General features: G+C 71.0%; 26 protein-coding genes. 21 read left to right on the top strand and 5 right to left on the bottom strand.

All coding sequences use genetic code 11. The annotated features are described in order from the left end of the window. Positions 1-42: 42 nt before the first annotated feature. The 16 genes from HNR51_RS15505 (at position 43) to guaD (ending at position 15,641) form a co-directional block, all read left to right on the top strand. Complete coding sequence (locus HNR51_RS15505) at positions 43-882, top strand: bifunctional allantoicase/(S)-ureidoglycine aminohydrolase (protein ID WP_182555515.1); 840 nt, start codon at positions 43-45, stop codon at positions 880-882. Next, a complete protein-coding gene (locus tag HNR51_RS15500) occupies positions 879-1,376 on the top strand; it encodes an ureidoglycolate lyase (protein WP_182555514.1) in 498 nt (165 codons plus the stop codon). Before HNR51_RS15505 ends, HNR51_RS15500 begins: the two co-directional genes overlap by 4 nt. A gap of 123 nt (positions 1,377-1,499) precedes the next feature. Next, positions 1,500-2,141, top strand: coding sequence for an HTH-type transcriptional regulator RutR (rutR, locus tag HNR51_RS15495; protein WP_141954717.1), 642 nt, complete (start codon positions 1,500-1,502; stop codon positions 2,139-2,141). Positions 2,142-2,379: 238 nt separating this feature from the next. Next, positions 2,380-3,474: a pyrimidine utilization protein A gene (rutA, locus tag HNR51_RS15490; protein WP_182555673.1), complete on the top strand. Its 1,095-nt coding sequence runs from the start codon at positions 2,380-2,382 to the stop codon at positions 3,472-3,474. After that, a complete protein-coding gene (gene rutB, locus HNR51_RS15485; RefSeq protein ID WP_283215054.1) occupies positions 3,471-4,217 on the top strand; it encodes a pyrimidine utilization protein B in 747 nt (248 codons plus the stop codon). The genes rutA and rutB overlap by 4 nt, the downstream gene beginning before the upstream one ends. 12 nt (positions 4,218-4,229) lie before the next feature. Continuing rightward, positions 4,230-4,622: a pyrimidine utilization protein C gene (gene rutC, locus HNR51_RS15480; protein WP_141950650.1), complete on the top strand. Its 393-nt coding sequence runs from the start codon at positions 4,230-4,232 to the stop codon at positions 4,620-4,622. A gap of 4 nt (positions 4,623-4,626) precedes the next feature. Further along, complete coding sequence (gene rutD / locus HNR51_RS15475) at positions 4,627-5,409, top strand: pyrimidine utilization protein D (RefSeq protein ID WP_182555512.1); 783 nt, start codon at positions 4,627-4,629, stop codon at positions 5,407-5,409. Between the two features lie 36 nt (positions 5,410-5,445). Continuing rightward, positions 5,446-6,048 (top strand): NADH-dependent FMN reductase RutF, encoded by a 603-nt coding sequence (rutF, locus tag HNR51_RS15470; RefSeq protein WP_373325201.1) that lies wholly within the window; start codon positions 5,446-5,448, stop codon positions 6,046-6,048. A gap of 3 nt (positions 6,049-6,051) precedes the next feature. Further along, a complete protein-coding gene (locus tag HNR51_RS15465) occupies positions 6,052-6,570 on the top strand; it encodes an ureidoglycolate lyase (protein WP_182555510.1) in 519 nt (172 codons plus the stop codon). A gap of 152 nt (positions 6,571-6,722) precedes the next feature. Next, positions 6,723-7,592, top strand: coding sequence for an ABC transporter ATP-binding protein (locus HNR51_RS15460; RefSeq protein ID WP_182555509.1), 870 nt, complete (start codon positions 6,723-6,725; stop codon positions 7,590-7,592). Beyond that, on the top strand, positions 7,582-8,499 hold the full coding sequence (locus HNR51_RS15455; protein WP_182555508.1) for an ABC transporter permease: 918 nt from the start codon (positions 7,582-7,584) through the stop codon (positions 8,497-8,499). Before HNR51_RS15460 ends, HNR51_RS15455 begins: the two co-directional genes overlap by 11 nt. After that, entirely contained in the window at positions 8,496-9,461 is a 966-nt protein-coding gene (locus HNR51_RS15450) for an ABC transporter permease (protein WP_182555507.1), read from the top strand. The genes HNR51_RS15455 and HNR51_RS15450 overlap by 4 nt, the downstream gene beginning before the upstream one ends. A 65-nt stretch (positions 9,462-9,526) precedes the next feature. Next, on the top strand, positions 9,527-10,531 hold the full coding sequence (locus HNR51_RS15445) for an ABC transporter substrate-binding protein (protein WP_012453009.1): 1,005 nt from the start codon (positions 9,527-9,529) through the stop codon (positions 10,529-10,531). 141 nt (positions 10,532-10,672) lie between these two features. Beyond that, the gene (locus HNR51_RS15440) at positions 10,673-11,488 is read left to right on the top strand and encodes an FAD binding domain-containing protein (protein WP_182555672.1); all 816 of its coding nucleotides are present in this window, start codon (positions 10,673-10,675) and stop codon (positions 11,486-11,488) included. Beyond that, entirely contained in the window at positions 11,485-14,271 is a 2,787-nt protein-coding gene (locus HNR51_RS15435) for a molybdopterin-dependent oxidoreductase (RefSeq protein WP_182555506.1), read from the top strand. The genes HNR51_RS15440 and HNR51_RS15435 overlap by 4 nt, the downstream gene beginning before the upstream one ends. Then, a complete protein-coding gene (gene guaD / locus HNR51_RS15430) occupies positions 14,268-15,641 on the top strand; it encodes a guanine deaminase (RefSeq protein WP_182555505.1) in 1,374 nt (457 codons plus the stop codon). Before HNR51_RS15435 ends, guaD begins: the two co-directional genes overlap by 4 nt. A 13-nt stretch (positions 15,642-15,654) precedes the next feature. Here the strand turns inward: guaD and HNR51_RS15425 are convergent, their stop codons facing one another. From HNR51_RS15425 to HNR51_RS15405, 5 genes are all read right to left on the bottom strand, one after another. Continuing rightward, positions 15,655-16,578: a LysR family transcriptional regulator gene (locus HNR51_RS15425; RefSeq protein ID WP_182555504.1), complete on the bottom strand. Its 924-nt coding sequence runs from the start codon at positions 16,576-16,578 to the stop codon at positions 15,655-15,657. Positions 16,579-16,759: 181 nt separating this feature from the next. Next, positions 16,760-16,990 (bottom strand): hypothetical protein, encoded by a 231-nt coding sequence (locus HNR51_RS15420; protein ID WP_012453014.1) that lies wholly within the window; start codon positions 16,988-16,990, stop codon positions 16,760-16,762. 237 nt (positions 16,991-17,227) lie between these two features. After that, a complete protein-coding gene (locus tag HNR51_RS15415; RefSeq protein ID WP_182555503.1) occupies positions 17,228-17,476 on the bottom strand; it encodes a hypothetical protein in 249 nt (82 codons plus the stop codon). A gap of 294 nt (positions 17,477-17,770) precedes the next feature. Further along, a complete protein-coding gene (locus HNR51_RS15410) occupies positions 17,771-19,141 on the bottom strand; it encodes a cytosine deaminase (RefSeq protein WP_182555502.1) in 1,371 nt (456 codons plus the stop codon). 47 nt (positions 19,142-19,188) lie between these two features. Continuing rightward, complete coding sequence (locus tag HNR51_RS15405; protein ID WP_182555501.1) at positions 19,189-20,094, bottom strand: LysR family transcriptional regulator; 906 nt, start codon at positions 20,092-20,094, stop codon at positions 19,189-19,191. 335 nt (positions 20,095-20,429) lie between these two features. On the opposite strand from HNR51_RS15405, the gene HNR51_RS15400 reads away from it, so the two are divergent. The 5 genes from HNR51_RS15400 to HNR51_RS15380 all read left to right on the top strand — a co-directional run bounded on the left by HNR51_RS15400 (position 20,430) and on the right by HNR51_RS15380 (position 25,220). Beyond that, positions 20,430-21,416 (top strand): ABC transporter substrate-binding protein, encoded by a 987-nt coding sequence (locus HNR51_RS15400; protein ID WP_182555500.1) that lies wholly within the window; start codon positions 20,430-20,432, stop codon positions 21,414-21,416. Positions 21,417-21,421: 5 nt separating this feature from the next. Then, the gene (locus HNR51_RS15395) at positions 21,422-22,321 is read left to right on the top strand and encodes an ABC transporter ATP-binding protein (RefSeq protein WP_182555499.1); all 900 of its coding nucleotides are present in this window, start codon (positions 21,422-21,424) and stop codon (positions 22,319-22,321) included. Next, positions 22,318-23,112, top strand: coding sequence for an ABC transporter permease (locus tag HNR51_RS15390; protein ID WP_012453020.1), 795 nt, complete (start codon positions 22,318-22,320; stop codon positions 23,110-23,112). The genes HNR51_RS15395 and HNR51_RS15390 overlap by 4 nt, the downstream gene beginning before the upstream one ends. Before the next feature lie 66 nt (positions 23,113-23,178). Continuing rightward, entirely contained in the window at positions 23,179-24,252 is a 1,074-nt protein-coding gene (locus HNR51_RS15385) for an aromatic ring-hydroxylating dioxygenase subunit alpha (RefSeq protein WP_182555498.1), read from the top strand. After that, the gene (locus HNR51_RS15380; protein WP_182555671.1) at positions 24,252-25,220 is read left to right on the top strand and encodes an ABC transporter substrate-binding protein; all 969 of its coding nucleotides are present in this window, start codon (positions 24,252-24,254) and stop codon (positions 25,218-25,220) included. The genes HNR51_RS15385 and HNR51_RS15380 overlap by 1 nt, the downstream gene beginning before the upstream one ends. Positions 25,221-25,224 lie beyond the last annotated feature (4 nt).

The following is a 25,224-nucleotide window of genomic DNA, read 5'->3' as shown; positions in this document are numbered from 1 at the left end:
CCGCCCCACCATCGGCCTTTAGCGACAACGGAACCCCGCGCAATGACCGTCTCCCCCTACAACCCGCCCTGCGGCGGCCTGCCCCCCCAGACGGCGCTGATGACGGGCCGGGCCGTGTTCACCGAGGCCTACGCCGTCATCCCGAAGGGGGTGATGCGCGACATCGTCACGAGCGTGCTGCCGTTCTGGGAGGGGACGCGGGCCTGGATGCTGGCGCGGCCGCTGTCGGGCTTCTCCGAGACGTTCGCGCAGTATCTGATGGAGGTGGCGCCCGGTGGCGGCAGCGAGCGGCCGGAGCCCGACGCCTGCGCCGAGGGCGTGCTGTTCGTGGTCGGCGGCCGCCTCCGCCTCGTCCTCGAAGGGCAGGCGCATGCCCTGCGGCCCGGCAGCTACGCCTACCTGCCGCCGGGAGCGGCCTGGAGCCTGCGCGGCGAGGGAACCGAGCCGGCGCGCTTCCACTGGATCCGCAAGGCCTATGCGCGCGTCGAGGGCATCGCGTCTCCGCCGGCCCTCGTCACCCACGAATCCGAGGTTGCCCCGGCGGCAATGCCCGACACGGACGGCGCCTGGGCCACCACCCGCTTCGTCTCGCCCGAGGACGTCCGCCACGACATGCACGTCAACATCGTCACCCTGCGGCCCGGCGCCTCGATCCCGTTCGAGGAGACGCATGTGATGGAGCACGGCCTGTTCGTGCTGGAGGGCAAGGCGGTCTACCGGCTCAACCGCGACTGGGTCGAGGTCGAGGCCGGCGACTTCCTGTGGCTGCGCGCCTACTGCCCGCAGGCCTGCTACGCCGGCGGCCCCGGCCCGTTCCGCTACCTGCTCTACAAGGACGTGAACCGGCACGCGGCGCTGGCGCCGTTCGGGGCGTCGCGATGAGCGATCGGCGGATCCCCGTCGAGCCCCTGACGCGGGAGGCCTTCGCGCCGTTCGGCACCGTGATCGACCGGGCGGATGTCGCCCCGCGGCCGATGAACGCCGGCAAGGCCCGCCGCTTCCACGACCTCGCGCGGGTGGCCGTGGCGGATCCGGACGGGGGGGTGGTGATCGGCTTCGTCGAGGCCGATCCCTACCTGCTGCCGCTTCACCTGAGCCTCGTCGAGCGCCACCCGCTCGGCGCCCAGGCCTTCATTCCGCGCAACGACGCGCCGTTCCTCGTCGTCGTCTGTCCGGACGAGGGCGGCGCGCCCGGCCGGCCCCGTGCCTTCATGACCGCCCCCGGCCAGGGCGTCTGCTACGCGGTCGGCACGTGGCACGGCGTTCTCACGCCGCTCGACGAGCCCCAGGCTTTCTGGGTGATCGACCGGAGCGGCCCCGGAGTGAACCTGGAGGAGCATACCTTCGGCGAGCCCTGGATCATCGCGCTCGGGTGACGATCTTCGGTCGCGCGGGAGGTCCGGTGGCTGCGCGGCCTCGGCGATTGGTCGGGCGCGCCGGATCGGATACGTGATCCGGAGAGCCGCGTGAGGGGCGGTGACGGATCGGGAGGCTCGGGCGTGGTCGGAAGCGGGATCGGGGCCCCTGCGCGCCGGCAGCGGCGCGACGGCGCCCTGCGGCGGGAAGCCGTGCTCGATGCAGGCCTCGAGATCTTCTCGACCGTCGGCCTGCACGGCGCCAGCCTCGACCAGATCGCCCTGCGTGCCGGGCTCTCGAAGACGAACCTGCTCTACTATTTCCGCACCAAGGAAGACCTCTACGTCGCCGTGCTGCGGCGCGTGCTCGATGTCTGGCTCGACCCGCTCCATGCCCTCGACGCGGAATCCGAGCCGGCCGAGGCGCTCAAGCGCTACATCCGCTCGAAGATCACCCTGTCGCGGGATGCGCCGCGGGCCTCGCGGCTGTTCTGCCTGGAGATCGTCCAGGGCGCGCCGCTGCTCCGCGCCGAACTCGAAGGCCCCCTGCGGGACTTGGTCGAGGCCAAGGCCGCGGTGCTGCGCGGGTGGATCGCGGAGGGGCGCATCGCCCCGCACGATCCCCGCCATCTCGTCTTCGCGATCTGGGCGGTCACCCAGCACTACGCCGACTTCGCGGTGCAGGTGGAGGCCATCACCGGGCGCGACCTGAGCGACGAGGCCTTCTTCGAGCAGACGGTGGAGAGCACCCAGAGGCTGATCCTGGCGAGCCTCGGACTGTCCTGATTCGGGCGAACCCCGCACCAAGACCGACGAAAGCCGGACGAAACCGCATCGGCCGTAAGCAGAGACGGCCCGCCGCGCGGGCATGGCGCGGAGAGTTTGTGCAAACGGTCAAATATCGGCTCTGAGAGTTTGACCAAATGGTCTGAATCGCTACCGTTCAGATCAGTCGCCGGCCCTTCACAGCGCCGGCCGGACGAGCGAGCGAGGGTTTGTCATGACCCAGGCCAACAATCAGGCCATGAATATCGGCGTCTTCATTCCGATCGGCAACAACGGCTGGCTTCTGTCGGAGAATGCTCCGCAGTACATGCCGAGCTTCGAACTCAACAAGCAGATCACGCTCAAGGCGGAACAGTACGGTCTCGACTTCGCGCTCTCGATGATCAAGCTGCGCGGCTTCGGCGGCAAGACCGAGTTCTGGGATCACAACCTCGAATCCTTCACGCTGATGGCCGGGCTCGCGGCGGTCACGAGCCGGATCAAGCTCTACGCCACGGCGCCGACCCTGTGCCTGCCGCCGGCCATCGTCGCGCGCATGGCCTCGACCATCGACTCGATCTCGAACGGCCGCTTCGGCCTCAATCTCGTCACCGGCTGGCAGCGGCCGGAATATTCCCAGATGGGCCTTTGGCCCGGCGACGAATACTTCGGCCGCCGCTACGCGTATCTTTCCGAATACGCGCAGGTACTGCGCGATCTGTGGGAGACCGGAAGCAGCGATCTCAAGGGCGAATTCTTCCAGATGGAGGATTGCCGCCTGAGCCCGCGCCCTCAGGCGGAGATGAAGATCATCTGCGCCGGGCAGAGCGCCGCCGGCATGGCCTTCACCGCGACCTACGCCGACTACAATTTCTGCTTCGGCAAGGGGGTCAACACGCCGACCGCCTTCGCCCCGACCGTGGAGCGGCTGGAGGAGGCCAAGGCGAAGACCGGCCGCGACGTGTCCTCCTACGTCCTGTTCATGATCATCAGCGACGAGACCGACGAGGCGGCCCGCGCCAAGTGGGAGCACTACAAGGCCGGCGCGGATCAGGAAGCGATCACGTGGCTCGGCCTCCAGGGCGCGGCCGACACCAAGTCCGGCGCCGACACCAACATCCGCCAGATGGCCGACCCGACCTCGGCGGTGAACATCAACATGGGCACGCTGGTGGGCTCCTACGCGACCGTCGCCGCGCTCCTCGACGAGGTGGTGACCGTGCCGGGCACCGGCGGCGTGCTGCTCGTCTTCGACGACTTCCTGAAGGGCCTCGACGATTTCGGCACGAAGATCCAGCCGCTGATGGCCTCGCGCCGGCACGTCACCGGCGAAGCGCTGGCGGAGGTGGCGTGATGGACGATGCCCCCGCGGGCTACCGCGATCCGTCCGGCCGCCACGGCGCGGTCACGCTGACGGCGCGCCCCGAGCCGATCGCCTTCGACGCGGACGCGACCGCGCTGATCGTCGTCGACATGCAGAACGCCTACGCGACCAAGGGCGGCTATCTCGACCTCGCCGGCTTCGACGTCTCGGCGACCGGACCGGTGATCGAGCGGATCGCCCGGGCCGTGGCGGCGGCCCGCGCGGCCGGCATCCGCGTCATCTGGTTTCAGAACGGCTGGGATCCGGACTACGTCGAGGCCGGGGGACCGGGCTCGCCGAACTGGCACAAGTCGAACGCGCTCAAGACCATGCGCCGCCGGCCGGAGATGAACGAGCGGCTGCTCGCCAAGGGCACCTGGGACTACGCGCTGATCGACGCGCTGACGCCGGAGCCCGGCGACATCGTCCTGGGCAAGCCCCGCTACAGCGGCTTCTACAACACGCCGCTCGACAGCATGCTGCGGGCGCGCGGCATCCGCACGCTGGTCTTCACCGGCATCGCCACGAATGTCTGCGTGGAATCGACCCTGCGCGACGGCTACCACCGCGAATATTTCGGGGTCGTGCTCGCCGACGCCACCCATCAGGCCGGCCCGCCGAGCCTGCAGGAAGGGGCGTTGCGCAACATCGAGACCTTCTTCGGCTGGGTGTCGGACGTCGCCGCCTTCGAGGCCGCGCTTCATCCCGACGAGGCCCGCCGCATCCCCGCCTGACCGGAGACTCCCATGCCCAAGACCGTCGTGATCCCGCCCGGCACCGGCAAGCCGCTCGCGCCCTACGTGCCCGGCACACTCGCCGACGGCGTGCTCTACGTCTCCGGCACCCTGCCGCTCGATGCGGAGGCGAACGTCGTCCACGAGGGTGATGCCGGCGCGCAGACCCGGCACGTGCTGGAGACGATCAAGGGCGTCGTCGAGGCCGCGGGCGGCTCGATGGACGACGTCACCTTCAACCACATCTTCCTCAAGGACTGGGCCGATTACGGCGCCATCAACGCCGTCTATGCCGAGTACTTCCCCGGCGAGAAGCCGGCGCGCTACTGCATCCAGTGCGGACTGGTGAAACCGACGGCGCTCGTCGAGATCGCCTCGGTCGCCCATCTCGGCAAGCCGGCCTGAGCCGATGGCCGCGCCCGTCCACCACGCGCTGCACGGGCCGGAGGGCGCGCGCACCGTGCTGCTCTCGCCCGGGCTCGGCGGCTCGGCGCATTACTTCGCGCCGCAAGTGCCGGCGCTGGCCGAGCGCTTCCGGGTCGTCACCTACGATCACCGCGGCACCGGGCGCTCGCCGGGTCCGCTGGAGCCGGGTCACGACATCGCGGCCATGGCCCGCGACGTCCTCGCCCTGCTCGACCATCTCGGCATCGGCACGACCGACATCGTCGGCCACGCACTCGGCGGCCTCATCGCCCTGCACCTCGCCCTCACCCATCCGGAGCGGGTCGGGCGGATCGTGATGATCAACGGCTGGGCGGTGATGGACCCGGCGACCCGCCGCTGCTTTTCCGCCCGCAAGGCGCTGCTGACGCAAGCGGGGCCCGAAGCCTTCGTGCGCGCACAAGCCATCTTCCTCTACCCGGCGCCCTGGCTGTCGGAGAACGCCGCGCGGGTCGCGGACGACGAGGCGCAGGCGCTGGCGCATTTCCCCGGCGCCGAGACGGTGCTGGCGCGCATCGCCGCGCTGGAGGCGTTCGACGCGACCGGCGCCCTCGCGCGCATCCCGCACGAGACCCTGCTCATGGCCGCGCGCGACGACGTGCTCGTGCCCTTCACCGCCTCGGACGTGCTCGCGGCCGGGCTCCCCAACGCCCGCCTCGACCTCGCACCCGAGGGCGGCCACGCGCACAGCGTCACCCGCCCCGACGCCTTCAACCGCACGCTCCTCGACTTCCTCGCAAGCCCCTGAAGCGCCCCGACCTCACGAAAGGCCGCCGCCATGACCGTGTCCGAGACCGAGAGCGCCGTCCCCGTCGATGCGAGCGCCTACCGCGAGGCGATGTCCCGGCTCGCGAGCGCGGTGCATCTGATCACCACCGACGGTCCGGGCGGGCGGGCCGGCTTCACCGCCTCGGCCGTGTGCAGCGTCAGCGACGCACCGCCGACGCTGCTGGTCTGCGTCAACCGCGCCGCCTCCGCCTACGCCCCTCTCATCCGCAACGGGGCGCTGTGCGTGAACACCCTCGGCGAGGGGCATGAGACGGTGGCGGGCCTGTTCGGGGGCCGCACGCCCATGGACGAGCGCTTCGCGGCGGGCACGTGGCGGCGGCTGGGCAGCGGGGCGCCCGCGCTCACCGACGCCCTGGTCAGCTTCGATTGCCGCATCGTCGAGCGCCACGCCGTCGGCAGCCACGACGTGCTCTACTGCGCGGTCGAGGCCGTCGCCGCGGCGGGGCAGGCCGACGCGCTGCTCTACAGCGAGCGCCGCTACCGCACGCTTCCCCGCGCGCCGCGCGGCGGATCCGCACCGGCCGAGCCGGCGCGCGGCGCCCGCGCCATCGGAGCCCGGCCCCCTGAGGGGCCGGTGCTGGCCCTCAGGAGCGCCTGAGCCATGTCCGACGCTTCGCCCGGCGGCGTCGCCACCCGCGACCTGCGCATCGAGCCCCTGACGCCGGAGGCCTTCGCGCCGTTCGGCACCGTCATCGCCGCGGGCGCGGACGGCACGCCGTTCGGCCCGCAGGACGCACAACTCGAATTCGGGACCGGCACGCCGCGCTTCTACATCATGCGCATCCCGGGGCGCGGGCTCACGGTCTCCGGCATCACCCGCCACCGGGCCTGCACGCAGACGCTCGCCTCGGTCGGCGGGCTCCCCTGGGTGCTGGCGGTGGCGCCGCCGGAGGGGCTCGATGATCCAAGCGCCGAGCCCGCCCTCGACGCGATCCGCGCCTTCGCGATCCCCGGCGACGTCGCCGTGATGCTCTACCGCGGAAGCTGGCACGCGGGGCCGCTGTTCGAGGGGGCCGAGCGCAGCTTCTTCAACCTCGAACTCGCCGACACGAACACGGCGGACCACCAGACCTGCCACCTGAACCGGCGCGACGCGGCGGCTTTGCGCTTGGTCGCGTGACGCCGCGCCCGAAAGCACCGGGCGGCACGGAAAATGCTCGATCCGGTGCTGCGACGCCGTCCGGCGGCGGGCCCGCCTTCTCCTCGAACCGCCCCCGGCTCCCGCACGACCGGTCGAGAGCCGCCCCGAACCCCACGGAACGAAAGCCTGCCATGTCGCGTGCCGGCGCCCTCGCCCTCAAACAGCCGCCCGAGTTCGAGCCAGCGGCCCCGCGCGCGGCGCAGGAGGGGCCGGTCATCGCGGCGCCGGTCATCGCGGCGCGCGGGCTGTCGCTGACTTACACCACCGCCGACGGGCCGGTTCACGCCCTCTCGAACGTCGATCTCGCGGTGGCGCCGGGCGAGTTCGTCTCGTTCATCGGCCCGTCCGGCTGCGGCAAGACCACGCTGCTGCGCTGCGTCGCCGACCTCGAACAGCCGACCGGCGGCGAGTTGACGGTCAACGGCGTCGGCGCGGAGGCGGCCCGGCTGCGGCGCGACTACGGCTTCGTGTTCCAGGCGCCCGCGCTCTATCCGTGGCGGACCATCGCGCGCAACGTCGCGCTGCCGCTCGAGATCTTCGGCGTGCCGCGCGCCGAGCGGCGGGAGCGGGTGGCGCATTACCTCGACCTCGTTCAGCTCTTCGGCTTCGCCAACAAGTTCCCCTGGCAGCTCTCCGGCGGCATGCAGCAGCGGGCCTCGATCGCCCGCGCCCTCTGCTTCGATCCCAAGCTCCTGCTGATGGACGAGCCCTTCGGCGCATTGGACGAGATCGTGCGCGATCACCTCAACGCGCAGCTCCTCGAACTATGGCGCAAGACCGCCAAGACGGTCCTGTTCGTGACCCACTCGATCCCCGAGGCGGTCTACCTCTCGACCCGCGTGGTGGTGATGTCGCCGCGCCCCGGCCGCATCATCGACATCGTCGATTGCACCGCGCTCGGGCGGGAGCGCCCGCTGGAGATCCGGGAATCGCCCGAATTCCTGCGCCTCGGCCAGCGGGTGCGCGAGGGCCTGCGCGCGGGTCACGCCTATGACGCGTAAGGCGGCTTTTTCTCCGCACGGCCGGGCGCTGCCGGTCATGGGCGTCGTGCTCGCGCTTCTCGCGGGCTGGTATCTCGCCGCCCTCTTCGGCAACTGGAACGGCGCCGCGGACGCCTTGGCGCGGGCTGGCGCGATACCCGACGCGGAAAAAATCGCCGCGGCGACGATGGCGCAGGAGCGGCCCGTCGTGCCGGCACCGCATCAGGTGGTCTCGGAGCTGTGGCGCAGCATCGTCGGCATGCCGCTCGGCTCGAAGCGCAGCCTTCTCACCCACGCCTGGGTCACCCTCTCGGCGACGCTCATGGGCTTTGCCATCGGCTCGCTGCTCGGCATCGCGCTGGCGGTCGCGATCGTGCACCTGCGCAGCGTCGAGGCGAGCCTGATGCCCTGGATCGTCGCCTCCCAGACCGTGCCGATCCTAGCGGTGGCGCCGATCATCATCGTGGCTTTGGGCGCGGCCGGCCTGACCGGCCTGCTGCCGAAGGCGGTGATCGCGGCCTATCTCTGCTTCTTCCCCGTCACCGTCGGCATGGTGAAGGGGCTGAACGCCCCCGACCGGATCCAGCGCGACCTGATGCGGACCTACTCGGCCTCGCGCGGGCAGATCCTGGCGCGGCTGCGCTGGCCGGCCGCCCTGCCGTACCTGTTCGCGAGCCTGAAGATCGCGGTGGCGGCGAGCCTCGTCGGCACCATCGTTGCCGAACTGCCGACCGGGGCCCAGGCCGGGCTCGGCGCGCGGCTGCTCGCCGGCTCCTATTACGGCCAGACGATCCAGATCTGGGCGGCCCTGTTCGCGGCGGCGGCGCTCTCGGCCCTCCTCGTCCAGGGGATCGGCCTTGCGGAAGCCGCCACCGCCCGCGCCCTCGGCGCCCGGCCCGCGGGACGTGTCCCAAGGAGCGCACGATGACGCGCCGCGCCGCACGGATCGGCCTGCTCACCCCCGTCGCCTTGATCGGCGGGGCGGCGCTCGCGGTCGCCGCCCACCGGTCCGGCACGGCCGGCGCGGCGGGACCGGGCTTCTGGCTCGCCGCCTTCCTGGTCTGGCTGGCCGCCACATTGGCCGCGCGCGACATCGCCGCCCTGGAGCCGCGAACGGCGACGGGCCGGCGCCTCGTGCGGCTTTCCGTGCCGCTGCTGTTCGGGCTCCTCGTTCTGGTGCTGTGGGAGGCCCTCGTCGTCGGTGTGGGCGTGCCCGCCGTACTGATGCCGCCGCCCTCGGCGATCGCCGCGCGCTTCGCCACCGCGCTTCCGGTCCTTGGGGCGGATTTCGTCCAGACCTGCCTGAAGTCGGCCCTGCCCGGCTACGTCATCGGCTCCCTGTCGGGCCTCGGCGTCGCCATTCTGGCCGACCGGCTGCCCGTCCTCGGGCGCGGCCTCCTGCCGGTTGCGAACGTCGCCTCGGCGCTGCCGATCGTCGGCATCGCCCCGATCATGGTGATGTGGTTCGGCTTCGACTGGCCGTCGAAGGCCGCGGTGGTCGCCGTGATGACCTTCTTCCCGATGCTGGTCCAGGCCGGCGCCGGCCTCGCCGCCACGGGCGGAATCGAGCGCGACCTGATGCGCACCTACGCGGCGGGCTATGGGCGCACGCTCCTGAGCCTGCGCCTGCCCATGGCCCTGCCCTTCCTGTTCACCGCCCTGAAGGTCAACGCGACGCTGGCGCTGATCGGGGCGATCGTGGCCGAGTTCTTCGGCACGCCCATCGTCGGCATGGGCTTTCGCATCTCGATCGAGGCGGCGCGGCTCTCCCTCGACATGGTCTGGGCCGAGATCGCGCTGGCGGCCCTGGCGGGATCGGCCTTCTACGGCCTGATCGCCCTGGCCGAGCGCGTCGCGACCGGCTGGCATCCGTCGGTGCGCACCGGCTGACGGCGGGATCCGCCCGCATTCGTTCGAAAACACCACGGCCGAAGGCCAAAAGGGAGAGGCTGGAGATGGCGGGGAAAACGGTAAGCGCGCTCCTCTGTGCGGGGGCGGCCCTGCTCGGGCTCGCCGTGGGCGGAGCGCGGGCGGCGGAGCGGGTCACGCTCCAGCTCAAATGGGTGCCGCAGGCACAGTTTGCCGGCTACTACGTCGCGCAGGCCAAGGGCTACTACAAGGAGGCCGGGCTCGACGTGACGATCAAGCCGGGCGGACCCGACGTGGCCCCGCCCCAGGTCATCGCGGGCGGCGGCGCCGATGTCGTCGTCGACTGGATGCCCTCGGCGCTGGCCTCGCGCGAGAAGGGCGTGCCGCTCGTCAACATCGCGCAGCCCTTCAAGAAATCCGGCCTGATGCTGACCTGCCGGGCCGATACCGGCATCAAGACGCCCGCCGACCTGAAGGGCCGGACGCTCGGGGTCTGGTACGCCGGCAACGAGTATCCGTTCCTAGCCTGGATGGCCAAGCTCGGCCTCAAGACCGACGGTTCGCCCGGCGGCGTGACCGTGCTGAAGCAGGGCTTCAACGTCGATCCCTTGATCCAGCGCCAAGCCGACTGCGTCTCGACCATGAGCTACAACGAGTACTGGCAGGTGATCGATGCCGGCTTCAAGCCGGAACAGCTCGTCGTCTTCCGCTACGAGGACCAGGGCGTCGCGGCCCTCGAGGACGGGCTCTACGCCCTCGAACCGAAGCTGAAGGACAAGGCCTTCGTCGCCCGGCTGGCGAAGTTCGTGGCGGCCTCCGAGAAGGGCTGGGCCTACGCCGCCGCCCATCCGGACGAGGCGGCCGAGATCGTGCTGGAGAACGACGCCAGCGGTGCCCAGACCGAAAAGCACCAGAAGCGGATGATGCGCGAGATCGCCAAGCTGCTCGACACGTCCGGCGGCCGGCTCGACCCCGCCGATTACGACCGCACGGTCGCGATCCTGCTCGCCGGCGGCACGGACCAGCCCGTCATCACCCGCAAGCCCGAGGGGGCCTGGACCCATGCGGTGACGGCAGCCGAGGGGCAGTAGGCCCGCAAGGGGATCCGTTCGCGCATCCCCCTCTCCGCGCGTGCGGCGAGGGGGAAAGCCGCGTACCCTGAAATCATCACATCGAAACCGTGTAAGCTCCAGTGCCCTGCGCTGGATAGGAACTTGCAAGCCGGCCTTCCGATGGATCTCGACACGATCACCGCCGTCCTGAGACCGGCCGGCCTCGACGAACTGCCCCCCTGGCGCGAGGGCGATGCCTGGCTCGCGGGCGGGACGTGGCTGTTCTCCGAGCCGCAGCCGGCGCTCGCCCGGCTGATCGACCTGTCCGCCCTCGGCTGGCCGGCGGCCGAGATCTCCGAGGCGGGCCTTCGCCTGTCGGCGACCGGCACCATCGCCGAACTCGACCGGCTCGCCCTGCCGCGGGACTGGGTCGCGGCGCCGCTCGTCGGACAATGCTGCCGGGCGCTGCTCGGCTCGTTCAAGATCTGGAACCGCGCCAGCGTCGGCGGCAACCTCTGCACGGCGCTGCCCGCCGGGCCGATGATCGCGCTGACCGCAGCCCTCGACGGTACCTGCCTGCTGGCCCGGCCCGGCGGCGGCGAGCGGCGCCTGCCCGTCACGGCGTTCATCCTCGGTCCGCAGCGCACGGCGCTCGCCCCCGGCGAGATCCTGCGCGGCATCGACCTGCCCGCCGCCGCGCTGCGGCGGCGCACGGCCTTCCGGCGCATCGCCCTCTCCCCCGAGGGCCGCTCCGGGGCGCTGGTGATCGGGACGCGTGACCGGGCCGGCGCCTTCGCGCTGACCGTGACGGCTTCGACGCCGCGGCCGGTCCAGCTCCGCTTCGATGCGCTTCCGGCGGCGGTCGCGCTCCAGGAGGCGATTGCGGCGGCGATCCCCGAGGACGGCTGGTACGACGACGTTCACGGCGCGCCGGACTGGCGACGGCACGTCACCGGGCTCATCGCCGAGGAGATCCGGGAGGAACTCGCCCGATGAGGCTCACCGTCAACGGGCAGGTCCAGGAGGCCGCGCCGCGGCCCGGCCAGTGCCTGCGCACGCTGCTGCGGGATCTCGGCTGGTTCGGGGTCAAGAAGGGCTGCGATGCGGGCGATTGCGGCGCCTGTACCGTCCATCTCGACGGTGAACCGGTCCATTCCTGCCTCATGCCCGCCTTCCTCGCGGAGGGGCGCGGCATCACGACGATCGAGGGCCTCGCCGGCCCCTGCGCGCCGGGCGACGCGGCGCCCGAACACCTCCACCCGACGCAGGACGCATTCTGCGACGCACAGGGATTCCAGTGCGGCTTCTGCACCCCGGGCATGATCATGACGGCCGCCGCCCTCGACCAGGGCCAGCGGCAGGATCTCGGCACGGCGCTCAAGGGCAATCTCTGCCGCTGCACCGGCTACCGGGCGATCCGCGATGCCGTGGCCGGCCGCGCGCATGTCGATGCGGATATCGATGCGGGCGGCGAGGGTGGCCCGGTCGGCCGCAGCCTGCCGGCCCCGGCGAGCCGAGCCGTCGTCTCCGGCCGGGCCGCCTTCACCTTCGACACCGCCGTGCCGGGTCTGCTGCACCTCAAGGTGCTGCGCGCCCCCCACGCCCATGCCCGCATCCGCAGCATCGACCGGGCGGCGGCGCTGGCCGTGCCCGGCGTGATCGCGGTGCTCACGCACGAGGACGCGCCGCGCCGCCGCTTCTCGACCGGGCGGCACGAGAACCCCCTGGACGACGCCGCCGACACGGCCGTCCTCGATTCCGTGATCCGCTTCCACGGCCAGCGCGTCGCGGCGGTGGTCGCCGAGAGCGCGGCGGCGGCCGCCGCGGGCGTGCGCGCGCTGCGCGTCGCCTACGACGTGCGGCCCGCCGTGTTCGACCCGGTGGCGGCTTTGCGCCCGGATGCGCCCCTGGTGCACGATCCGGCCGACCGCGACCCGCCGCATCCCGGCGAGGATGCGCCGCCGCTCCACGCGCATCCGAACCTCGCGGCCGAGGCGCACGGGACGATCGGCGATGTGGAGGAAGGGTTCGGCCAAGCCGACCGGATCCACGAGGCGGAGTACGTCTCGCAGCGGGTGCAGCACGTGCATCTCGAAACGCACGGCGCGCTCGGCTGGCTCGACGCGAAGGGTCGGCTGACGCTGCGCTCCTCGACGCAGGTGCCCTTCCTGACCCGCGACGCCCTGTGCCGCCTGTTCGATCTCGACCGGGACCGGGTGCGCGTGCTCTGCGGCCGGGTCGGCGGCGGCTTCGGCGGCAAGCAGGAGATGCTGACCGAGGATCTCGTGGCGCTCGCCGTGCTGCGGACCGGCCGCCCGGTCTCCTACGAGATGACCCGCGAGGAGAATTTTTCCGCGGCGACGACGCGCCATCCGATGCGGGTGCGGGTGAAGGTCGGCGCGCGGGCCGACGGGCGCCTCACCGCGCTCTCGCTCAAGGTGCTCTCGAACACCGGCGCCTACGGCAACCATGCCGGCGGCGTGCTGCACCACGGCTGCAACGAGAGCATCGCCGCCTATGCCTGCCCGAACAAGCGGGTGGAGGGCTACGCCGTCTACACCCACACCCTGCCGGCCGGCGCCTTTCGCGGGTACGGCCTGAGCCAGACGATCTTCGCCGTGGAATCGGCGCTGGACGAACTCGCGCGCGATCTCGGCATCGACCCGTTCGCGATGCGCCGCCTCAACGCGGTGCGGCCCGGCGACCCGATGGTGTCGACGAGCCTGGAGCCGCACGACGTCGTCTACGGCTCCTACGGGCTCGACCAGTGCCTCGACCGCGCCCAGGCCGCCCTGACGGACGGCCGCGGCGCGGCGGCGCCGGGGCCGGACTGGTGCGTCGGCGAGGGTATGGCCATGGCCATGATCGACACGATCCCGCCGCGCGGCCACGTCGCCCATGCCCGCATCCGCCTCGAACCGGACGGGACCTATGCCCTCGCGGTCGGCACCGCCGAGTTCGGCAACGGCACCAGCACCGTGCACGGGCAGATCGCCGCCGAGGTGCTCGGCACCACACCCGAGCGCATCCGCCTAATCCAGGCCGACACCGACGCCGTCAGCCACGATACCGGCGCCTACGGCAGCACCGGCACCGTGGTCGCGGGCCAAGCGAATTTCCGCGCGGCCACGGCGCTGGCGGACCAGCTTCGCGCGGCCGCCGCCGCGCGGACCGGCGCCGCACCCGCCGACTGCCGCCTGACCGGAGACGGCGTCGAGACACCCGCCGGATTCGTCGCCCTGACCGCTCTGGCCGAGAGTTCGGCCTTCGAAGCCGCGGGCGAGGCGGACGGGACGCCGCGCTCGGTCGCCTTCAACGTCCAGGCGTTTCGCGTGGCCGTCCATCCGCAGACCGGAGAGATCCGCATCCTCAGGAGCGTCCAGGCGGCGGATGCCGGCCGGGTCATCAACCCGATCCAGTGCCGCGGGCAGATCGAGGGCGGGGTGGCGCAGGCGCTCGGCGCCGCCCTCTACGAGGACTACCGCTTCGACGAGGCGGGCGCGGTCGTCACGCGCACCTTGCGCAACTACCACATCCCGGCGATGGCCGACGTGCCGGTGACCGAGGTTCTGTTCGCCGACACCTACGACACGGTCGGGCCGCTGGGCGCCAAATCGATGAGCGAGGCGCCCTACAACCCCGTCGCCGCCGCCTTGGCCAACGCGATCCGCGACGCCACCGGCGTGCGGCTGACCGCGACGCCGTTCGCCCCCGACCGGATTTTTCGGAAGGTCATGGCCGCGCAGAAGAGCCAGGAACGGGAAGCGGTGGACGCATGACGGCGGCACCGGCCCGGATCCGGGCGATCCGCGGACAGGCGGTGAGCCTGACCGGCAACCCCTTCCTGAGCGAGGGCTGCCTTCAGCACGTGGCCGACGCCCTGATCCTGATCGAGGACGGGCGTATTACCGCCTTCGGCGACTTTTCGGACTTGTCGGACAGGATCCCGGCGGGCGTGGAGGTCGTCGCCTACGAAAACGCCCTGATCCTGCCCGGCCTGATCGACACTCACGTCCATTATCCGCAGCTGCAGATGATCGCCTCCTACGGCGAGCAACTGCTGGCCTGGCTCGAGAAATACACCTTCCCCGCCGAGTTGCAGTTCGCCGACCAGGCCCATGCCGAGCGAGTGGCCAAGCTGTTCTTCCGCGAGATCCTGGGGGCGGGCACCACCACGGCGGTGGTCTACTGCACCGTCCATCCCGGCTCGGTCGAGGCGTTCTTCGCCGAGTCGGCCCGCTTCAACACTCGGATGATCGCCGGCAAGGTCCTGATGGACCGCAACGCCCCGGCCGGGCTCCTCGACACGGCGCAGCGCGGCAACGACGAGAGCCGCGCCCTGATCGAACGCTGGCACGGGCGCGGGCGCCAGCATTACTGCGTCACGCCGCGCTTCGCCCCCTCCTGCACGCAAGCCCAGCTCGATGCCGCCGGCACCCTGATGCGGGAGCACGACGCGCTCTTCCTCCAGACCCATCTGTGCGAGAACACCGACGAGATCGCCTGGGTGCGCGAACTGTTTCCCGATCGGGCGAGCTACCTCGACGTCTACGTCCAGTCCGGTCTCGTCGGCCCGCGCACGGTGCTCGGCCACGCGGTCCACATGTCGGAGGAGGATTTCTGCACCTGCCACGCGCGGGGCGCGGCGATCGCCCATTGCCCGACCTCGAACGGCTTTCTCGGCAGCGGCCTGTTCCGGCTGTTCGACGCGCTGGATCCGCGCCGGCCGGTGCGGGTCGGGCTCGGCACCGATGTCGGCGCCGGCACGACCCTGTCGCTGCTGAAGACGCTCGGCGAATCCTACAAGGTCGCGGCGTTGCGCGGGACCAAGCTCGACGCCGTGCGGGCGTTCTGGCTCGCGACGCTCGGCGGGGCGGAAGCGCTGCGGCTGGACGACCGGATCGGGCGGATCGCGCCGGGGCACGATGCGGATCTCTGCGTCCTCGACCTCGCGGCGACGCCGCTCCTGGGCTTCCGCACCGGCACCTGCTCCAGCATCGAGGAGTTGCTGTTCGTGCTGATGACGCTCGGCGACCACCGCACGGTGCGCGCGACCTGGGTCGCGGGCGAGGCCGTCTACGACAACCGGCGCGCGGGCGATCCGCTCGTCTATCCGGGGACGGACGGGGCCGTGGGCGCGGGCGCCTGAACCACTTCGACCGTCAAGCCGCCCGCGCGGCCGCCTCGCGCTCCGCCTGCTCGACGAAGCGGCGGATGAGCCAGCGCCCGGCCGGCCCCGGGGGATGGTCGGTGCGGTAGATCATCGTGAGCGGCAGCCGACGGCGCCGGACCTCCGGCAGGCTCAGCTCGACGAGGCGGCCCGCGGCGATGTCCGCCTCGACCATGTGCGCGGGCATGCTGCCCCAGCCGATTCCGGCGAGCAGCAGGGTGTGCTTGGTGCTGAGGTCCGACAGCCGCCACGTACGGTTGGCGACCACGCCGAACTCCTGGTCCTGCGACAGCGGCGAGCGGTCGGTGATGACGAGCTGGACATGCTCGCGCGCCGCCCCCGGCACCAGACCGTCCGCCCCGGCAAGCGGATGGTTCGGCGCGGCGACGGGCAGCATCTCGACCTCGCCCACGGAGATCAGTTCGAGCGGGTCGCTGTCGCGGGTCCACAACTCCACGGCGATCCCGAGATCGGCCCGGCCATCCGTAATGAGTTGCTGGGCCGCCCCGAGCGCCTCGACGTTGAGGCGCAGGGTGACGGTCGGGAAGGTGGACTGGAACGCGGTGAGCGCATCGACGAGCCGGTCTCCGGGCATCAGCACGCTCGACACGAAGCCGAGTTCGGCCTCCAGTCCGCCGAGCAGGCCGCTCACCTTGGCCCGCAGCGTGTCGATGCCGTGGGCGACGGTGCGGGCCTCCGCCAGCACGGCCCGGCCGCCTTCGGTGAGCTGGGGCCGGCGCGTCGCCTCGCGATCGAACAGGGCCAATCCAAGCTGAAGCTCCAGATTGGCGATCGTGTAGCTGATGACGGAGGTCGCGCGGTTGAGCCGGCGCCCGGCCGCGGCGAAGCTGCCGGTCTCGACCACGGTGAGGAACACCCGGAGCTGGTCGAGTGTCGGCGTCCCCGGTCCCTGCATGCGCTCTGCCCCCTCCGGCGCCCCGCCGCCGCGGCGAAAGCTCCGACAAGCAAGCGCGAAGCCGCGGCCGAACGCGGCGAAGCCGGCCCTCGAAAAAAGGGCCGGCTTCGGGCAGCGCCGATTCTGGATCGCTCCTGCGCCGGGTCTCCCGGCGATCGGGCGTTTCGCCCGAGGAGGCTCTTCAGCGCGCGTGATGCGTCCGCCGCACCGAGCCGGTGGTCAGGTTGGCGTCCGCCGGCAGGGTGCCGAGGCGGGCATCGCGCGCCGTGGGGCGCAACACGGCGCCGGCATCGTCGCTGAGGCTGCCCGGGGCGGCAGCGGTGGGGATACCGGCCGGGGCGTTGTAGCTCTGGGCCGAAGCGGCGGTGGTGAGGGCGAGGGCGAGAACGGAAGCGGTGAGGATGCGGGACATGGGACACTCCATCGGTGGGTCGCGGTGACGGCCGGTTCGTCCGTCATCTGATGGAGCGAAGATGGACCCGCATGAGCTTTCCGAAAACTGGAATAAGATCGAACGAAACGTTCGATAAAATCGAAAAGCTGGAGATGAGCGTCCGGCCGGGGATGCCATGAAAAAGGGCCGGCCGCGTCGATGCGCGACCGGCCCTTCGGACCGTCGAAACGGAGGCCGTCAGACCGTCGAGAGGCGTCAGTGCCCGCGAACGGCCTGGCTGCCGCGGACGGTGGAGCCGGTGGTGTAGACGCCATCAACGGACACGGTGCCGTGGCGGCCGTCACGGTCGAGGTAGCGCTCGACATTGCCCGGACCGGCGATGCCGACGAGGCCGCCCGGGGCGGTGACGGCGGGGATGCCGGCCGGGGCGTTGTAGCTCTGGGCCGAGGCGGCGGTGCTGAGGGCGAGGCCGAGGACCGCGCCGGCAACGATGCGTGAGATCATGTCGTCAATCTCCGAGACTGGCTTCGGCGTCGCGTTCAAACCCAGCGACGTCGGATGTCCCACAAACTGAGCATCGATGCCTTGTAAAACAACACGAACTGCTTTGGGCCTGTGCACATAGATACGGCACAGCCGAGATGCGGCTGCGGGGCCGCTCAGAGCCCGAACCTAAAAACATCAATTATCACTGGATATTAGCGGAAATTTGCAGGTTTTTTCGACAGAGTGGAGTCTCTGGCACGCCTCTTTCGCGGCGCGTGCTCTTGCGCACCCATCACCCCATCCCGAGGCCGCCTACCAGGGGGCGGCCTCGCCGCTCAGGGCTTCATAGGCTGGCCGACGCGCCGCGATCGCCCGGCCCGCGACCACGACGATTCGATCCGCATGCGGCCGCGCGACGACCTCGTTGAGGCTGCGCGCCGGCAGGAGAATCAGGTCGGCGGGGGCGCCCTCGCGGATCGTGCCGGCATGGGGAAGCCCCATCATCGCCCCCGGCACAGGCCCGGCGAGCGCGGGCGCCCCGGCCAGCGGGTGATCGAGATGGAGGATGCGCACCGACGCCCGGAACGTGTCGAGCATGTCGTGGTCGCCATAGGCGTAGAACGCATCGCGGCAATTGTCGCCCGCGACCATCACGGGCACGCCGGCCGCCATCAGTTCCTGGACCGGGGCGACGCCGCGCCAGCGCGGGGTGCGCCCCCGCTGCCGATCCTGGAGGTACATGTTGACCGTCGGCAGCGTCACGATGCGGATCCCCGCCTGCGCCACCCGCGCGATCGTGTCTGACGCCTGCGCGTCGGGCTGGAGCGCGAGACTGCAGCAATGCCCGCAGGTGACGCGGCCCTCGTAGCCGTGGCGCAGGGTCGCCCGCGCGACCGCGTCGAGGGACGCCGCGGCGGGATCGCCGGTCTCGTCGACATGGAGGTCCACATCGAGGTTGCGCTCCCGGGCGAGGCGGAACAGACGGTCGAGCAGGGCGTCGATCTCGGCCAGCGCCCCGCCGTGCAGACCGCCGGTCGGCCGGGTCACGCCGCCGATCAGCCCGTCCGACTCCGCGATCAGGTCGGCGAGACGGCGCCCGTACGCGGTGGCGTAGGCATCGATCGGGGTCAGGCCGACGCCCTGGAGCGCGATCCGCCCGGCCCAGGCCGCCCGCATCTCCCGGAACACCGCCCAGGTCGTCGCGGCCTGGTCGCGCAGCGCCCCCTCCCCTGCGCTGTCCTGGCTGTCGAGATGGGTGCGGATCGCGCCGGTGCCGTGGGCGAAGGCGCAGGCGAGACCGTAGGCCATGCGGCGGCGCAGATCCTCCGCATCCCAGTGGCGGGTGCGATCCGCCGTGGTGGCGTCGCGGGCGCCGGGGAAGTCGCCGTCCGGATTGGGCGTGCGGGCGACCGTATGGCCCTTGTCGAGATGGGTGTGCGCATCGACGAGGCGCGGCCAGGCCTGCCGCCCGGCAAGATCGGCGGCCGGCAACGTGTCCGGCGAGGCCCCCGCCGGCAGGAGGCCGGCGATGACGCCGTCCGCAACGACGATGTCGATGAGCGCGCAAGCATCCCCGTCGAGGATCGCGCCGGCGGGTACGCCGCCCGTCAGGAAGGCTCCGGGCACGCGCGCGTTGCGCAGGCGGTAGGCGCGGGCCTCGGGCAGGAACGAGGGTTCGGACATGGTTCAGCCCTTCGAAGGACGATCGGAGGAAGGCCCGGCCTGCAGGCTCAGTCCGGAACGCTCTGGCGCTCGAACTCCGCCTGGATCCGCACGGCGAGGAGGTGGGCGGGCCCGTCGAGGGCCGAGCGGGCGCGCTGCATCAGCGACGCCCGCTGGATGATCGCGCTGGCGTCGGACAGGGGCGTGAAGGCGAGGAGGCCGCGGCGGATCTCCTCGCCGACATCCGAGAGGTTGACGAAGGTGATGTGCGGGGCCGTCTGGGCGAGGCGCTTCATCAGCTCGATCGAGTTCGTCTCGACCACGGGGGTGAAGCTCGTGCCCTCGGGCACGAGGAGTTCGAGCACGTCGCGCAGGGTCATCGAGTGGTCGGCGACGACGAGGGGATATTCGAGACAGTCGGCCATCCGCACCTGATAGCGGCCGTTGAGGGGATGGTCGGGCGCCATCACCGCGCCGAGCCGGTGCTCGAACTCGGCGATGCAGCGCATGCGCGGGTCGGGCGGGAGCCGATAGGCCAAGGCGAGGTCGGCCTCGCCCGCGAGCAGGGCGGCGGCGATCTGGTCGACCGGCAGGACCAGAACCTTGACGACGATGCGGGGATGGGTCTCGCGGAAGGTGCCGATCACCCCTGGCAGCACCCCGGCGGCGATGCTCGCCATCGTCGCCACCGTCACCTCGCCGCGGGTCAGGCCCTTGAGCGAGGCGACCTGCGCCAGCATGCGCTCGTGGCCGTTCAGCGTGTCGCGCACGTGCCGCACCAGCACCTCGCCCGCCGCGGTGAGGCGCAGGCCCCGCGGCAGCCGCTCGAACAGCGGCGTGCCCATCTCCTCCTCGAGCGAGAGGATCTGGCGGTTCACGGCACTCGACGCGACGTTCAGGCGCGTCGCCGCCCGACGGATGGAGCCGCTGCGAGCCACCTCGTCGAGGTAGCCCAGCAGCCGATGATGCAGCATGGGAGTCGCGGTCTCCACCCCTGGGCCATCGCGCGCGCCCGGCGCGATGCGTCGCCGGCCTTGTGCAGGGAGCTTGCCAACTCCCCTCGTCAGCCCGCGTGCCGCCCACCTGCGGAGCGCACCCCGGGTAGGCCGGGACGCGGCGGCGCCGAAGGCTTCACCAAGCGCACAACCATACGGCAGCGCGCGCATTCTGCGAGCGCTGCGCACGGAAAACGATGCTTTTCGCGCAGCACTGCATCCGTTTCTCTGACACCGCACAACCCGAACGGATCCGGCGCGGCATGGTCCATGCCTCGGGACCGAACAGGAATCGCGGCGGGGGACCATCACCGATGCGGTCGATCCGATTCGATACGGGGGCCTCCACCCTTCTGGCGGCGACCCTGGCGCTGGCGATGGCCGGGCCTGCGCGGGCCGCGGACAAGATCGTCTTCCTGACGAGTTGGTACGCCCAGGCCGAACACGGCGGCTTCTATCAGGCCAAGGCCACCGGCCTCTACGAGAAGGCCGGGCTCGACGTCGAGATCCGCATGGGCGGGCCGCAGGTCAACGGCATGCAGCTCCTGCTCGCGGGCGAGGCCGACGCGATCATGGGCTACGACATCCAGGTGCTTCAGGCGGTCGAGAAGGGCCTGCCCGCCGTCACCGTGGCGGCCTCGTTCCAGTACGACCTCCAGGGGATGATGACCCACGACGACGTGACCTCGCTCGCGGGCGTCAAGGACAAGACGATCCTCGTCTCCTCGGCCGGCATGACGGCGTGGTGGCCCTGGCTGAAGAAGAAATACGCGCTCTCGGACGGTCAGGTGAGGGCCTACACCTTCAACCTGCAGCCCTTCTTCGCCGACAAGACCGTCGTGCAGCAGGCCTATCCCTCCTCGGAGCCGTTCCAGGCGCAGGAGAAGGGCGTCCCCGTCAACTTCTTCCTCTTCGCCAAGGACGGCTACCCGCCCTACGGGACCACGATCGTGACGACGCGCAAGCTGGCCGAGGGCAAGCCGGAGGCGATGCGCAAGTTCGTGGCCGCCTCCATGGAGGGCTGGAAGAGCTACATGGCGAACCCGGCCCCCGCCAACGCCCTGATCAAGGCGGCCAACCCGAAGATGAGCGACAACCAGATCGCCTTCGGCATCGCGCGGATGAAGGCGCTCAAGGTGCTCGGCGGCGAGGAGAACGTCGCCATCGGCACGATGACGGAGGCGCGCTGGAAGGCGTCCTACGACTACCTCGTCGAGGCCGGGCTGCTCAAAGCCTCCACGGACTGGAAGCGGGCCTTCACCCTCGATTTCATGCCCGTCCTCTCAGCGAAGGCTGAGTGAGCCACATGATGGCAGCCCTCGCACAGACGGCCTATCCGCGGGCGGCGCAGGCCGAGGCGGCCCCTCCGGCGCCGGAACGGGTGATGACCACGCGGCCCGCCGCGAACGCGGCGCCGGCCATCGAGATCCTCTCGGCCGAGAAGGTGTTCGCCGACGGCACCCGCGGGCTCGCCCCCGTTGACCTGACGGTGCGCGAGGGCGAGTTCCTGTCGCTGATCGGCCCCTCGGGCTGCGGCAAGAGCACCCTGCTCTCGCTCGTGGCCAATCTCAGCGAGCCCAGCGACGGGCGCCTGCTGTGGTGGCGCGGCGGGTTCGACGGCGTCGGTGCGGAGGGCCGGCGGATGTCGGTGGTGTTCCAGGACGCCACCTTGATGCCGTGGCTGCGCATCGCCAGCAACGTGCGCCTTCCGCTCGATCTGGCCGGCTTGCCGAAAGCGCAGGCTGCACCCCGCGTCCAGGCCGCGCTCGATCTCGTCGGTCTCGGCGAGAAGGGCCGGAGCTATCCGCGCCAGCTCTCCGGCGGCATGCGGATGCGCGCGGCCATTGCCCGCGGCCTCGTCACCGAGCCGAACCTCCTGCTCATGGACGAGCCCTTCGGCGCGCTCGACGAATTCACCCGCAACAAGCTCGATGCCGACCTCGTGGACCTGTGGTGGCGGCGCTCGCTCACCGTGCTGTTCGTGACCCACTCGATCTACGAGGCGGTGTTCCTCTCCACCCGCATCGTCGTGATGGCGGCCCGTCCCGGTCGCCTCTTCGCCGAGCTCAGCATCGACGAGCCGCATCCCCGCGGCGACGCGTTCCGGCGCTCCCCGCGCTTCGCCGAATACTGCCAGCGCCTCTCGGCGCTGCTGACCGAGGCGTCGCTGGCGAGCGATCCCGCCACCGCGGAGGCGCGGGCATGAAGCGGCCGCTGATCCAGGATCCTCGCGTCCAGGCGGCGCTGCCGCCCCTCCTCGTCGGGATCCTCGTGCTGGGCCTGTGGGAGGCCGCCTGCCGCGGCTTCGCCATCCCCGATTACCTGTTCCCGGCGCCGTCCGTGATCGCCGCCTCGCTCGTCCAGAACGGACCGGACCTGCTGCGGGCCCTGTGGAGCACGCTGCGGGTGACGCTGATCGCCTTCGCGCTCTCGACCGTGCTCGGCACGCTCGTCGCCTTCCTGTTCGTGCAGAGCCGCTTCATCGAGCGCGGCTTCTTCCCCTACGCGGTGATGCTGCAGGTGACGCCCGTGGTGGCGGTGGCCCCGCTCATCATCATCCTCGTGCGCGACACCCAGGTCGCGCTCGTCATCTGCGCCACGATCATCGCGATCTTCCCCGTGATCTCGAACACCACGGTCGGCCTGCGCAGCGTCGATCCGGGATTGTCCAACCTGATGCGGGTCTACCGCGCGAGCCGGATGCAGACGCTCCTGCGCCTGCGCATCCCGAGTGCGCTCGGCTACTTCTTCGCGGGGCTGCGCATCTCCTCGGGGCTCGCCCTGATCGGCGCGGTGGTGGCGGAGTTCGTCGCCGGCACCGGAGGCCGCAGCGCGGGCCTTGCCTACGAGATCCTTCAGGCCGGCTTCCAGCTCGACATCCCGCGGATGTTCGCCGCGCTCTCGCTGATCACGCTCGCCGGCATCCTGCTGTTCCTCGCCATGAGCGGCCTGAGCCGCCTCGCGCTCGGCTCCTGGGGCGATCCCGAGCGCGCCTGACCCACCCCGATCCCCTTGAAACCATGCCGGAGGGCTTCACGCCGGGCATCACCACGGAGAGCTTCCATGCTGACGACCCGACAGAAGCTGTGGCGCCACTACTGGTACGCGACGCTGCGCCTGTCCGACCTCGCGGACGGTCCCAAGCCTTTCACGCTGATGGGCGAGCGGATCGTGCTGTTCCTCGACGGCGAGGGCGAGCCCGCCGCGATGATGGACCGCTGCTGCCACCGCACCGCCCGGCTCTCCAAGGGCTGGTGTGAGGACGGCCTGATCGTGTGCGGCTATCACGGCTGGGCCTATGACCGGCACGGCGCGCTTGCCCGCATCCCGCAATTCAGCCCGGAGCAGGTCGTGCCGCGGCTCGCGGTGAAGAGCTACCACTGCACCGCGAAGTACGGCTACGCCTGGGTCTGCCTGGAGGAGCCCTACGCGGCGATCCCCGAGATCCCCGAGGACACGATGCCCGGCTACCGGCGCATCCAGCAATTCCACGACGTGTGGAAGACCTCGCCCCTGCGCCTGATGGAGAATTCCTTCGACAACGCGCACTTCGCCTTCGTGCACCAGAACACGTTCGGGCAGATCAGCCAGCCGATCCCGGAAAAGTACGAGATCATCGAGACCGAGGACGGCTTCGAGGCGGAGACGATCATCACCATCGCCAACCCGCCGATGGCCCACCGCATCACCGGCACCACCGAGCCGACCACCCGGCGCCACATGCGCAACAAGTGGTTCATGCCGTTCTGCCGCCGGCTCGACATCGAGTATCCGTCGGGCCTGCGGCACATCATCTTCAACTCGGCGACGCCCATCGACGACGGCACGATCCGGCTCGCGCAGATCCTCTACCGCAACGACCGCGAGGAGGATTGCTCGACGGACGCGCTGATCGCCTGGGACGCGGTGATCGTCGAGGAGGATCGCGACATCCTCGAATCGACCGACCCGGACGCCACGGTCGACATGAGCCGCAAGGTCGAGAGCCACATGCCCTCCGACCGTCCCGGCATGATCATGCGCCGCCGCCTGCTGGCAGCCCTGCAGGCGCACGGCGAGGAGGAGGTGTCCGAGGCGGTGCCGGCGGTCTCGGTGCCCGTGGCCCCGACGCTGATGCCGCACGAGAGGGTCGCATGATGGTTCGTCTCGCCGCATTCCTCGCGATGCTCGCCGCCCTCGCGGCCTCGCCGGCGCTCGCCCTCGACAAGGTCTCGTTCGGCCTCAACTGGGTGCCGGAGGCCGAGCATTGCGGCTTCTTCCAGGCCAGGGCGACGGGCCTCTACGAGCGGGCCGGGCTCGATGTCGAGCTGAGACCGGGCAACCCCAACGTCAACATGCCGCTGCTCGTCGCCTCGGGCGAACTCGACATGGGCATGGGGTCGAGCTTCACCACGCTCAACCTCGTCGCCAAGGGCATCAAGGCGCGCACCGTGGCGGCCTTCTTCCAGAAGGACCCGCAGACGCTGGTGGCCCATGCCGGCCAGGGCGTCGCCCGGCTGGAGGACCTGAAGGGCCGGCCGATCATGGTCGGCGGCTTCTCGCGCAACGAGTTCTGGCAGTTCCTCAAGGCACGCTACGGCTTCACCGACGACCAGCTCCGGCCGTTCGCCTATTCCGCCGCTCCCTTCCTTGCCGACAAGCGGGCGGTGCAGCAGGGCTACATCACCGAGGACGCGGCCCTGCTCGGCAAGGCGCTGCCCGAGCCGCCGGTCTCGATCCTGCTGGCCGATTACGGCTACGACAACTACGCCACCTCGATCTTCGCCACCGACGCCTTCATCGCCGCCAAGCCGAAGCTCGTCCGGGCCTTCGTCGAGGCGAGCCGGAAGGGCTGGGAGGCCTGCATGGCCGGCGATTACGAGCCCGCCATGCGGGCGGTGCTCGCCCTGGTTCCGACCGGCGGCGAAGAGCTGTTCCGCTTCAAGATGGACCAGATGAAGCGGCGCGGCCTCGTCGAGGGCGGCGACGCGGCCCGGCTCGGCCTGGGCGCGATGACGGAGGCGCGCTGGCGCTCGTTCTTCGAGGTCATGACCCAGGCCGGCCTCTACCCGGCCTCGCTCGACGTCCGCCAAGCCTACACGCTCGACTTCCTCGCCCAACCCTGACGGA

The organism is Methylorubrum thiocyanatum (assembly GCA_014138645.1).
In the GTDB taxonomy this organism is placed as follows: Bacteria; Pseudomonadota; Alphaproteobacteria; order Rhizobiales; family Beijerinckiaceae; genus Methylobacterium; species Methylobacterium thiocyanatum.
This window is presented reverse-complemented; position numbering and strand designations above follow the sequence as displayed.